10 protein-coding genes are annotated in these 12801 nt (G+C 38.6%); all 10 read right to left on the reverse strand.

Annotated features, from left to right (window positions below):
• Positions 1 to 3: 3 nt before the first annotated feature.
• Positions 4 to 2877, reverse strand: coding sequence for a TonB-dependent receptor (locus BLS98_RS11575; protein WP_089736621.1), 2874 nt, complete (start codon positions 2875 to 2877; stop codon positions 4 to 6).
• A gap of 327 nt (positions 2878 to 3204) precedes the next feature.
• Complete coding sequence (cysI, locus tag BLS98_RS11580; protein WP_089736622.1) at positions 3205 to 4881, reverse strand: assimilatory sulfite reductase (NADPH) hemoprotein subunit; 1677 nt, start codon at positions 4879 to 4881, stop codon at positions 3205 to 3207.
• 29 nt (positions 4882 to 4910) lie between these two features.
• On the reverse strand, positions 4911 to 6620 hold the full coding sequence (locus BLS98_RS11585; RefSeq protein WP_089736624.1) for a diflavin oxidoreductase: 1710 nt from the start codon (positions 6618 to 6620) through the stop codon (positions 4911 to 4913).
• Entirely contained in the window at positions 6610 to 7455 is an 846-nt protein-coding gene (cobA, locus tag BLS98_RS11590) for a uroporphyrinogen-III C-methyltransferase (protein ID WP_089736625.1), read from the reverse strand. Before cobA ends, BLS98_RS11585 begins: the two co-directional genes overlap by 11 nt.
• 25 nt (positions 7456 to 7480) lie before the next feature.
• Entirely contained in the window at positions 7481 to 8392 is a 912-nt protein-coding gene (cysK, locus tag BLS98_RS11595) for a cysteine synthase A (RefSeq protein WP_089736627.1), read from the reverse strand.
• A 29-nt stretch (positions 8393 to 8421) separates the two neighbouring features.
• Entirely contained in the window at positions 8422 to 9252 is an 831-nt protein-coding gene (gene epsC, locus BLS98_RS11600) for a serine O-acetyltransferase EpsC (protein ID WP_089736629.1), read from the reverse strand.
• Positions 9253 to 9257: 5 nt separating this feature from the next.
• On the reverse strand, positions 9258 to 10496 hold the full coding sequence (locus tag BLS98_RS11605) for a sulfate adenylyltransferase subunit 1 (RefSeq protein ID WP_089736631.1): 1239 nt from the start codon (positions 10494 to 10496) through the stop codon (positions 9258 to 9260).
• A 105-nt stretch (positions 10497 to 10601) separates the two neighbouring features.
• Positions 10602 to 11510 (reverse strand): sulfate adenylyltransferase subunit CysD, encoded by a 909-nt coding sequence (gene cysD, locus BLS98_RS11610; RefSeq protein WP_262487350.1) that lies wholly within the window; start codon positions 11508 to 11510, stop codon positions 10602 to 10604.
• A gap of 11 nt (positions 11511 to 11521) precedes the next feature.
• Positions 11522 to 12235 carry a phosphoadenylyl-sulfate reductase gene (locus tag BLS98_RS11615; protein WP_089736829.1) on the reverse strand — a complete coding sequence of 238 codons (714 nt, stop codon included), beginning with the start codon at positions 12233 to 12235 and terminating at the stop codon, positions 11522 to 11524.
• 80 nt (positions 12236 to 12315) lie between these two features.
• Positions 12316 to 12732 carry an RrF2 family transcriptional regulator gene (locus tag BLS98_RS11620; RefSeq protein ID WP_089736635.1) on the reverse strand — a complete coding sequence of 139 codons (417 nt, stop codon included), beginning with the start codon at positions 12730 to 12732 and terminating at the stop codon, positions 12316 to 12318.
• Between the last annotated feature and the right edge of the window lie 69 nt (positions 12733 to 12801).

Here is a 12801-nt window from a genome sequence, read left to right on the forward strand (position 1 = left end):
TGATTACAGTTTTAAGTCATACGTAAAAGCGAGATAATATAAACCACCAATTTCAGGGCCGGCAGCATATTGGAAATAACGTCTGTTCAGGAGATTGGTTGCTCCAATTTTTACATTGGCGTGAATCTCAGGAATTTTCCAGCTAGCCTGAGCATCTATCGTATAGTAAGCAGGAATTTTGCCTGAAGCTAAAGGACTTTCCCAGTCAAAACTATTCTGCCATCTTGCCACAACCGTAAATCCAATATTCTTGATAATTTCTCTGTTTCCCACACTTACATTCACCATCCATTTTGGGGTATTAAAGGCTGTAATAAACAGATCTGAAGTAGTATTGGAAGCCAGATCGTTATAAGATACATTAGCATTGACATTGTAATTTTTAATCACATTATATCGGATACCAAAGGAAGTTCCATAGCTTTTATAAGTACTGTTACTATTGGTATAAACTCTGTATCGGTCTTGCTTGCTTCTGTCCAGCATAGCAAGAACGGCTGTATTACTTCCAACCTGACTGTTTTTAGGAACGGCTACTTCTACCTGTCCAAGAAACCCTTCATAAATGTTGTAGTAAAAATCCCAGTCCAGCGCCAGTTTATTATTAAAGAACACCGATTTATACCCTATTTCAAAGGAATTGATCTTTTCCGGCTGTAATTTTTGCAGATTGGCAACGGCTAATAACTGTTTATTGTCCTGTGCGGCCTGACTTTGGCTTTTTCCACCGTCTACATCAGCATTCACTGCAGCAGTAAACCTATCAATTGATGCTAAGGTGTAAGAATTTTCCAGATAGCCTAATCCGTCATTTACTTTTGTCAATCCACCTACTCTTCTTACATTTCCGTTATTCACAAACGAAAGAGCTTCAAATAAGGATGGAAAACGGTACCCGTTTTGAAAGGATGCTCTGAAATTGTGCTGTTTAACAGGAGAATACACAATGCTGATTCTTGGATTAAGTTTGGCTTCAAATTCAGGATTTCTGTCGATACGGAGTGCCGCATTAATTTTTAATTTTTCATCAAAAAAAAGCTTGGTAATCTGTGCAAAGGCCCCGTATTTCTGATAGATAACATCCTTTCCGAAAGTTCCGTCGGATAAAGGAATATTTCTTTCAGTAACAGGTCTGTTAAAATCTACAAAATTGTTTCCATCTGGAGTTATGCGGTACAAACGATAATCTATTCCGGCTAAAAGACTAAAAACCTTTACAAACCTGGTGAAATCATAAGTAAGTTCACCCTGATAAAATCTGGATTTCTGTTCCAGTTTGGCACCTCCTGTTGCAGGAGCTCCAGCGACTCCTCCATTGGCTGAATCCCAGTTGTTGATTCCAATGATGGTATTTTTTAGCTGCTCAAAGGCTGTTGTTCCGGGTACTGCTCTATTTTTATCAGCTTCACGACGGGCAAGAATAAGAGCTTCATTCAGGTTGGTTCCTGCATTAAGATTATTTTGAAGAGCCGTTTGAAAGATATTCTTCCAGTTATTGTTGGAAAGATTGGTCAGATCAAGATTATCAGCCAAAGGTTTCAGATTATAGGAGTCTCCGGTATTTTCTATGGAAACATAGGCCCTGAAAGTAAGTTCTTTGCCGGTAAGCTCTATCTTATGATTTTGAACCGTAGCATTTTGTAAACGGATTTTATTTCCTCTTTGAAAAGTTCCGTCCAACAATCCGTAACGGTAAACGTAAGAAGCTTTCCATTGATCTCCAAAACGATAGTATAATCCGGCATCAAATTTTATATTCTTAACCTCCGGACTTACCAGATCTTTTTCCAGATATCCTGTTCTGGAAACATTGAAGGTTGTAGGTTTTCCGTTATAATCTACTTTTACCGCTACCCTGTTGTTTCTTTCATCCCCATATTTATTCCAAAGATCTTCTGCCGGATTATTAGCTAAAGAAAAATTAGGATTGGCGGTAATCAGTGAATTAGGGTTCTGATCGGTTTGATTATTGGAGATCCAGTCTGTTCCAGTAAAATAGGAAGCATTCACTTTAACTGCAAAGTTTTTATTGAATACTTTGGCAAATCTGATAGCACTTTCCCCCAGAGAACTAATCTTATGATTGTAGTTATCTACATGATTCACTCCGCCACGGAAATAAACGCTTATTCCTTCAGAAGTAAATGGATCTTTGGTCTGAAGGCTTGCCAATCCATTGATGGCATTCATTCCGTACAATGCGGAAGCGGCTCCCGGAGTGACTTCCATAGACTGGATATCCAGTTCTGTTGGGCCAATCGCATTTCCCAATGGAACTCCTAAAGTTGCAGACTGTACATCTACCCCATCCACCAACTGCATAAATCTGAAGTTGTTTGGAGAGTTAAATCCTCTGGAATTTGGGATTTTCAAGGTAAGGCTGGACGTTAAAAGCTGTAGTCCTTTTACATTTTCAAGGGTTTCATAAAAGGATGCTGCCGGACTTTCCCTGATCGTTTTAATATCAATTTTTTCAATAGCGATCGGAGATTTCAGTATTTTTTCCGGAATACGGGATGCTGAAATAACGACATCATCAATAATGGTATTCTGAGGATTCAGCCCAATGGTAAGTTTGTTGGAAAGCGAAAGAATCTCCACAGTTTGACTGGAAAATCCATCTTTATTAATAATCAGACGAAAAGGAATGGTTACTCTTGTTCTTATTTTAAAGTTCCCGAGCTGATCTGTTGATGCGGTGTCCTGCGTATTTTCAATCTGTACTTTTACAGCATCAAGCCCTTTTTGGGTACCTGTATTTCTGATGATTCCGCTTAATTCGATAAGCTGCTGTGCTTCTGCCAGATTGCAGAATAAAAATGTAAATAATATAACTCCTGTTTTAGGCAGGAAATATCCCTGTCTTTTGTTTTTCATTGTTCTTCTATTTTAGGTGAGTAAGAATGGAGCTGTTTGAGATTTTTACCACAAAAGGACAAAAGATGTTAACCACCCCGTCAAAAATTCTTTGAATTTTTGCCACCCCTCCAGAGGAGGGGAATATGAAGTCCTTCAATTGTAATGCTTGTGAAAGTTGGTGGTTTTCACAAAGCTTTTGTGACTTTTGTGGTTAAAATAGAGTTCAAACAGCTTGAATATGTTGTCAGTATTTAAAATCAACAACACATACACATTCGTTCACCTAGAAGAAATGGTTGATGTTTTTTTAGTTTTTTCTGGTCATAAAAAAGGCTAGTCATATTTTCAGTTTAAGGTTTGTAAATAACGGTATGAAAAATCACCAAATGTTTCTTCTGTATGTTTTTCCTGAACATAGATTCCGAAAAGCTCATCCAGAGTAGTCAGAATTTCTTCTTCGCCAATATTTTCTCTGTATTTTGTATTTAATCGCATTCCCAAGCGGTCTCCTCCAATGTGGAGATTGTATTTCCCGTAAGCTGTTCCTACAAATCCGATTTCAGCATTGGGAGATCTTCCGCATCCGTTAGGACATCCGGTCATTCTGATGGTAATATCATCTTCTATAAGGCCATGCTTTTCTAGAATAGGTTCTATTTTGGTAACCAGCGACGGCAAATAACGCTGTGCTTCCGCAAGAGCTAATGAACACGTATTTAAAGCAACACAAGCCACAGAATTTTTACGTAAAGCACTTGCTTTTTCAGTAGCATCTGAAATTCCATATTCCTTTAAAAGACTTTCTATAGTTGCTTTATCTTCTTCATTAATATCAGCAACAATCAGGTTTTGATTACATGTAAATCTGAAATTGACATTAGCCGTTTGAGCAATCTTTAACAATCCGGATTTTAAAGGATACCTTTCAATGTCAAGAACTCTTCCATGTTCCACAAACACGGTATAAAACCATTTTCCCTCATGATTCTTCGTCCATCCGTAACGGTCTTTTCTCTGTTCGAACTTAAATGCTCTGGCAGGTTCAAAACTGAATCCCGTTCTTTGTTCTACCTCGGTTCTGTACTGATCGATACCCAGTTTATCAATCGTATATTTTAACCTTGAAAGTTTTCTGTCACTTCTATTCCCGAAATCACGCTGTACAGTGATAATTTCATACACTGCTTTTAAAGCTTTTTCTTCTGAATCTACGAATCCAAGAACAGAAGCTAATCTTGCATAGGTTGCTTCATTGCCGTGAGTTGCACCTAATCCACCTCCCGCAGCAATATTGTATCCTACAATCTGATTGTTTTCAATGATGGCAATCAAAGCAATATCATTAATAAATACATCTACATCATTATTGGGTGGAACGGCAATTCCGATCTTCAGCTTTCTGGGAAGATATCTGTCCTGATATAAAGGATCTTCTTCTGTTTTTCGGTCTACAAGCAGTTCATCATCAATCCAGACATCATAATAAGACTTAGTTTTCGGAAGGCACATTTCACTTATTTTACCTGCCAACTCATACGTTTGCTGATGCAAAGGTGATTCTGATGGGTTTGCTGTACACGTTACATTTCTGTTCACATCACCACAAGCCGCAATAGAATCAAGGTGATTCAGGTTGAAATTCTGAATGGTTGGTCTTAAATGAGATTTTAAAATACCATGCAGCTGAAGCGTTTGTCGGGTTGTTATTTTGATGGTTCCGGTAGAATGGTCATTGGCAATATCATTCACGCCAATCCATTGGTCTGATGTTAAAAATCCACCGGGAAGTCTTAGTCTTATCATGTAGGAATACAACCATTCCAGTTTTTTGGAAACACGCTCTTCCCTTCTGTCCCTGTCGTCTTGCTGGTACATTCCATGGAACTTGATTAGGGTTTGATCGTCTTCTCTTATGGCTCCTGTAAAATCATCGGCAAGGCTTTCCTTTAAGGTTCCTCTGAGTCCGTTGCTTTGGGTTTTAATTCTTTCTACTGGGGAAAGATTATCTTTATGGTTCGTCATTATTTTTCTTTTAAGGGTACAGGTATTTTTTAATAGACATCTTTAGCATATCGGCCGTTGAGTTCCATTTCTTCCAGATAATGAACAGCTTCTTCCTGACTGCGTTTTCCATGATGCTGAATAATATGTAATAGTGTATTTTCTACATCACGGCTCATAGGATCCTTGGTTCCGCATACGTAAACAGAGGCTCCGTTTTCAAGCCAGTAAAAAACTTCCTGAGCTTTTTGTTCCAGCTTATGTTGAACATATACTTTTTCTGCTGTATCTCTTGAAAAGGCAAGATCCAAATGAGTTAAGCTTCCTGTTTTAAGAAAATCCTGAAGTTCTGCCTGATAAATAAAGTCTGACACAAAATTTCTATCTCCGAAGAACAGCCAGTTCTTTCCTTCTGCTCCAACAGCATCACGTTCCCAAAGAAATGATCTGAAAGGGGCAATTCCGGTTCCGGGGCCAATCATGATAATATCTTTATCCGGTTCCGGTAATCTGAAATGTCCAGCATCCTGAATATAGAACTCAACCCCTTCGCCTTCACTGAATTCGCTGAGGTAACCGCTGCACAGACCGTTGTGTTTCTGGTGGTCAATAAAGAATTCCGATCTGGCAACGGTAATATGAATTTCGTTTTCTCCATGGGCTTCCGGAGAAGACGAGATGGAATACAGACGGGGTGCCTGAGCCGTTAATATCTGAATTACTTCTTCAAATTCTTCCGCGTTTTTCACAGGATAAATTCTGAGCAGATCAAGAAGGCTTAAGCGAACTTCCGGAATGGAATGTCCCGTAATCTTTGCATATTGAGTGACTACAGTTTTCAATAAGTAGCTAATATTAAGATGCTTTTGCAAAAGTTCTTCCACCGTATCTGTAATTTTTGAGGTTTCGATTCTTTTTCTTGAATCAATTCCTGTTACAGCAATAATTTCATCCACTACAGACTTGGCATTGAATGGAATAATGCCCAATGCTGCACCGGGCTTATAGCTTAAAGCCTCTTCAGTTTCTATTTCAATGTGATAGGTTTCTTTTTCAGAGGTGATATCATTCAGATTAATAATGGCTGATACTTTCCCCAGATATTTCTTTCTTCCTGTTGAAGTTTTTTGAGCAGGTGTATTTTTAACACTGCTGGCTGAGGTTTTATTCACCGCTTCAAAAACATGTTCTATCCAGTTTTGGGCATCCTCTTGGTAGTCTATATCACATTTTTTTAATGGAATGATTCGCTGTGCTCCAAGGATTTCAAACCTAGTATCTACATCCTCTCCTGTTTTGCAGAACAGAGGATAACTACTATCTCCCAATGCGAGAACCCCAAATTTCAGAGCACTGAGGTTGATTTCATTCTCATAAATATAATCATAGAACTTCTTGGCCAACACGGGTGGATCTCCTTCTCCCTGAGTGCTGATGACCACAAAGAAAAATTCTTCTTTTGAAAGGTCTTTAGGCTTGTATTGGGATAAATCGGCTAACTTCACCTGAATTCCTTTCTTTTTGATAATTCCTGCAAGTGATGTAGCTAACTTTTTACTGTTTCCGGTTTCTGTACCATAAGCTAAGGTGATTTTCTTCACCGTATTTTGTTCCGGCAGAGTAACTTGTAAAGGTGGCTGTACAGCGGTAAGAGGTGTACCTGCTAATCCTGCGAGGTATCCGCTTGCCCAGATGGACTCATCTCTGGAAAAATCACTGGAGATTTGTTTAAGGATGTTTAATTTAGTTTCAGACAGCATATTCGAAGAAATTTTGAGTTTTGGGTACTAAGCTTCCATTTTCAACTGATTTAAAATAAAGACCTTCCTGCTCTGCATTTTCCAGCCAGGAAAACTCTTCATGAAGGTTCACCACTTTTCCTATCACCACCAATGATGGTGAAGCGAAGGATTTATTACCCAGTGTTTTGCTAAAATCCTCAAAAGATGAGGTATACACTTTCTGGTAAGGGGTTGTAGCCTGTTCAATCACCGCAATTTTTTTCTCGCTGGAAATATTCAATTGGTTGAATTTCTCTACAAGATCGGTCAGGTTGCCTTTAGACATATAGAATACAAGGGTGTCTTGGGTGGCCGCAAGTTCTTTCCAATAGTCTTTGGTAAGAATTTCAGACTTATAATACGTAAGAAAACGAACAGATGTTGAATATCCTCTGGCTGTTAAAGGCATTCCTGCATAGGCCGCAGCTCCTAAAGCAGCCGTAATTCCAGGGATAATCTCAAATGGAATATGGTTTTCTTTCAACGCCTGTAATTCATCCAGAATATTAGAAAAAATAGAAACATCTCCACCTTTAAGCCTTACCACAGTTTTATTCTGCAAAGCATGGTCTACCATTAAAGTATTGATAAGAGACTGAGGCGTAGACGCATTTTTACTGCATTCTTTTCCTACATAAATAAGCTCTGTGTCTTTGTTTACGTAAGTTTCTAAGATCTCAGGACTTACGAGACGGTCTGCAAGAACAATATCTGCTTTGGCAATAGCTTTTACAGCTTTTACTGTGATTAAATCAGGGTTGCCAGGCCCTGCACCGATAAGGTAAACCTTTGGTGATTTTATAGTTGTATTCATTGAAATCGGTCTTAGTTAAAGGATTTTAGAAGAGTCCCTCAAGAGAAAGATACCTTTCTCCGGTATCGTAATTGATGGTCAGAATTTTAGCTCCCGCCTGTATTACCGGTAAATGTTTTGCGATAGCGGCTAAAGCAGCTCCTGTGGAAACTCCAACAAAAAGGCCTTCTTTTTTGGCTGCATTAATGGCATATTCATAGGCTTCATCCTTTCCTACTGTAATCACTCCGTCTAAAAGGGTAATGTCTAATATAGAAGGGACAAATCCGGCTCCCAGCCCTTGCAATGGATGTGGTGCAGGACTTCCGCCGCTTAATACCGGTGAAAGTTCCGGTTCTACCGCAATTACTTTAAGGTTAGGATATTTTCCCTTTAATGCCTTAGCAATCCCTGTAATATGTCCGCCGGTTCCTACTCCTGTAATCACATAATCCAACCCATCTGGGAAATCTTTTAAAATTTCCTGAGCTGTTGTTTCTACGTGAATTTTTACGTTGGCAGGATTATCAAATTGTCTAGGGATCCATGAATTGGGAGTTTCTTCTGCTAATTCGTTAGCTTTCTCGATGGCTCCTTTCATGCCTTTTTCTCTTGGCGTAAGCACAAATTCAGCACCATAGGCTTCCATGATTTTACGACGTTCTATACTCATGCTTTCCGGCATTACCAGAATAAGCTTATATCCTTTTACTGCGGCTACCAATGCCAATCCTATTCCTGTGTTTCCACTGGTAGGTTCAATAATGGTGCTGTCTTTATTTAATAATCCTTTAGCTTCCGCATCTTCAATCATGGCTAAGGCAATTCTGTCTTTGATGCTTCCGCCCGGGTTGCTTTTTTCCAATTTAATCCAGATTTCATAATCTGAATTGAATAAATTATTGATCTTTACGACTGGTGTATTTCCAATGGTTTCTAGTGCATTCTGAAATTTCATATCAATACAATTTTTTGTTTTTTCTGTTTTTATATTACAAAGGTTAATGATTCCGGTAAGGGGTTGTTATCCTTTATTCTTATTTCACTTTTATTATAAACCAGGGAATTGGGTGGTACATCCTGTGTAATCCATACATTTCCCCCGATAATGCTATCCCTTCCTATGGTAGTATTTCCGCCTAAAATGGTGGCTCCCGAATAAATAATGACATGGTCTTCAATATTGGGATGCCTTTTCTGGTTGGCTTTTTCTTTGGAGACATTCAATGCACCAAGGGTTACTCCCTGATATATTTTGACATGATCGCCAATAACGGTAGTTTCTCCAATGACAATTCCTGTTCCGTGGTCGATGAAAAAGTATTCTCCGATCACTGCGCCGGGATGAATGTCTATTCCTGTTTTGCTGTGTGCATATTCTGAAATAACACGAGGTAAAACAAGTACTTCCTGATTCCAGAGCTGATGCGAGATTCTGTAAACATACGTTGCAAAATATCCCGGATACGCAAGGTATATTTCTTCTAAAGAGTCTGCTGCCGGATCAAATTCAAGGATGGATTGTGCATCCTGAACGAGATGACTGTAGATCTGTGGCAAAGCATCAAAAAAAGCATTTACCTGTATTTCGGTAAGGTCTTCGTCTTTTGTAATGGTATTAATTAGGACAAAAAGATGAGCGTGTAGCTTATCAAAATCCTGTTTCAGCCGATCGGGCGTATTGATGGGCTGAGGAAGAAACAATACTTTATACAATTCTGTAACAAAAACCTTTACTCTTGCTCTGTCAAAGAATCCATGGGTTTTATCCTGTTTGCTCTGATGAATTCTTTCGATGAATTGGTTTGAAACTGACATTTTATTTACTGAATTATGCAGGCTGCCGCTGTTGAATTAGATGTTTCATCTACTAAAATGGCAGAACCTGTTCTTTTGTTATTGATAAAACTATCATAAACCAAAGGCTGTGCTGTTCGGAGGGTTACTTTTACCACTTCATTCAGCTTTATGTCGCCTTCAGCTTTTTCCTGAGTAAGCGTATTCACATCAATTTTGTAATCAATTTCTTTTACTACGGCTCTTATCAGTCTGCTGTTTTGTTGTAGTAAATATTTGTTACCTGGTTGCAGTGATTTCTGATCCAGCCAGCATAACAGCACTTCAAGGTCTTTTTCAATGACAGGGAGTTGTTCCTCTGTAGCAAAAACATCACCTCTGCTGATATCCACATCATCTGTTACATGAATAACAACTGGCTGTCCTTCAAAAGCTTCTTCCTTCTCAACTCCGTTGATCTCGATTTTAGCAATTTCACTGGTAATTCCTGCCGGAAGAATATGGATTTTATCTCCTTTTTGAAATTTCCCGCTTAAAACCTGCCCTGCATATCCTCTGTAATCATGCAGCTCTTCAGTCTGAGGACGAATTACATACTGAACCTGAAAACGGCTGCCGGTATTTAATTCTTCATTCAGGGTTACATTTTCCAGATATTCTAAAAGCGAAGGTCCCTGATACCAATCTGTCTGAGATGATCCGGAAACGATATTGTCTCCTTTCAACGCAGAGATTGGGAAATAGCTTACATCATTTAATCCAAGACTTTCTGCAATTTTAGCATAGTCTACTTGGATGGTTTCAAATACTTCCTGTGAATAATCTACCATATCCATTTTATTGATGGCTACGGCTACTTTCTTCAGTTTTAATAATGAAGCTATGATGGAATGTCTTCTTGTTTGTTCAATTACGCCTTGTCTGGCATCGATCAGAATGACCATCAGATCAGAGTTGGACGCTCCGGTAATCATGTTTCTGGTATATTGCACATGGCCGGGAGCATCAGCAATAATGAACTTTCTCTTGGAGGTTGAAAAATATCGGTAGGCAATATCAATGGTAATTCCCTGCTCTCTTTCAGCCCGTAAGCCGTCTGTTAAAAGGGCAAGGTCTACGCCGTCATCATTTTTGTTTTTAGAATGTTTCTCCAGTACTTCTAACTGGTCTTGTAAAATACTTTTACTATCGTATAGCAGTCTTCCGATAAGGGTACTTTTACCATCATCTACGCTTCCTGCTGTTATAAATCTTAATATATCCATCTGTTTTTGTTTATGAGTAATGAATAATGGGCAATGAGTAATGGTGAACATCATAAGTAAAAAGCTGTCAATCTAATTACTTATTACTCATTGCTAATTACTTATCTAAAAATAGCCTCCTTTTTTACGGTCTTCCATAGCTGCTTCCGTCACACGGTCATCAATTCTGGTTTCTCCGCGTTCGGAAATTCTGGTGGCTACAATTTCTTCAATCACGGCATCTATGGTGATGGCTTTAGATTCTACTGCAGCGGTACAGGTCATATCTCCTACCGTTCTGTATCTTATCTTTTTTATGGTGATTACATCATCTGTTTCTAATGTGGCGTGATGAGAATTGGCAATCCATTGTCCGTTAAGGTCTACTACTTCTCGGTCATGTGAAAAATAAATAGAAGGAAGCTCAATTTTTTCTCTTCGGATATAGTTCCAGATGTCAAGCTCTGTCCAGTTGCTGATGGGGAATACTCTTACATTTTCTCCTTTATGGATTTTCCCGTTGAAAATACTCCATAATTCAGGGCGTTGAAGTTTAGGATCCCACTGTCCGAATTCATCACGAACCGAGAAAATTCTTTCTTTAGCTCGAGCCTTTTCTTCATCTCTGCGGGCTCCTCCGATACAGGCATCAAATTCAAATTCTTCAATGGTATCCAGTAAAGTGAAGGTTTGTAACCAATTTCTGCTTGGAAATTTCCCTTTAGGTTCCGTTAAACCTTTCTTTTGGATGGTATCTTCAACCTTGCGAACTACCAGATCAACTTCTAATTCATTCACAAGTTGATCTCTAAAGTTCAATACCTCCGGAAAATTATGTCCTGTATCCACATGAACAAACTTGAAAGGTATCTTTCCGTAACGGAATGCTTTTGAGGCTAAATGAGCCAGTACAATACTGTCCTTTCCACCGCTGAACAGAAGTGCCGGACGTTCAAATTGTCCTGCGACTTCCCTTAAAATGTAAATAGATTCAGCTTCCAACTGATCCAGATAATCTAAATGATATGTTGACATGTTTTTCTTTTTTATTGATGAATATGTAGACCGCATTCTTTTTTATTGGCATCTTCCCACCACCAGCGGCCTGCTCTGAAGTCTTCTCCTTCCTGAATAGCTCTTGTACAAGGTTCACATCCGATGCTTACAAATCCTTTTTTATGGAGATAATTGTAAGGCAGCTGATTGTTTTTTACATAATCTGTCACCTGCTCAGTACTCCAGTGAAGAAGCGGATGAAACTTAATGATCTGATTATCTTCATCCCATTCCAAGGCCGGCATATTCTGTCTGTTTGGAGAATGCTCAGCTCTTAAACCGGTGATCCAGATTTTATATCCTTTTAATGCAGATTTCAAAGGATGTACTTTTCTGATGGTACAGCAAGCTTTCCTCTGCTCTACGGATTGATAAAAAGAATTAGGACCATTATCTGATACAAATTTTTTCAGTTCTTCAGTGTCCGGATAATACGCTTTGATTTCTTTTTTGAAGAAGGCTTTTGTAGAAGCCCAAGTTTCGTACGTCTGCTCAAAAAGTCTTCCCGTATCCAATGTAAAAATGTCTACGTTCAGATTTTTTATCAAATGAGTGATCACCTGATCCTCGTAGCTGAAGCTGGTTGAAAATACTACTCCATCAGGAAATTTTTCTGTCAATAATTGTAAAAAGCCAGCTTGAGAAGCCTGTACATAGGTTTCCTCTTTCAGTTTTTCGAACTCGTTTTTCAGACTGTTTTCCATTTCCATTCAAATTTGTTGATGCAAATATATATAAAATTCTACAACTCCTATCAAAATGGTAGAATTTAAATGAAAAAAAATTATTTTTTGTTGATAAATGAGGTCAGAGTGGCCTCCATCATGCTTGTTCTAGTCTTTTCGCGAACGATGATTAGTTCATTTCTAAGGTAACATTCTGCTTCATCTACACAATCATCACATGCTTCATAGAAATTTAAAGATACACAGGGTGTCAATGCAATAGGTCCGTCAAAAATACGGTAGATATCTGCTAAAGATACTTCATCTGGTGATTTTAACAGGTAATATCCCCCTACTTTACCCTGCTTGCTGTTAACAAGTTTAGTTCTTTTAAGTTCAAGAAGAATTTGCTCCAGAAACTTTTTGGGAATGTTCTCATCCTGTGCAATAATAGAAGTGGACAGATAGCCTTGATTGTAATTTCTTGCTAATCTGACCATTGCTTTTAGCGCATATTTGCAACGTTTGGACATCATAATCTACGCAAGGTATAACAAATTATCTGATAAATGAAATGTTTTTACGGAATGAAAACCACAGCCGTG

The organism is Chryseobacterium jejuense, from assembly GCF_900100075.1.
GTDB classification, from domain to species: domain Bacteria; phylum Bacteroidota; class Bacteroidia; order Flavobacteriales; family Weeksellaceae; genus Chryseobacterium; species Chryseobacterium jejuense.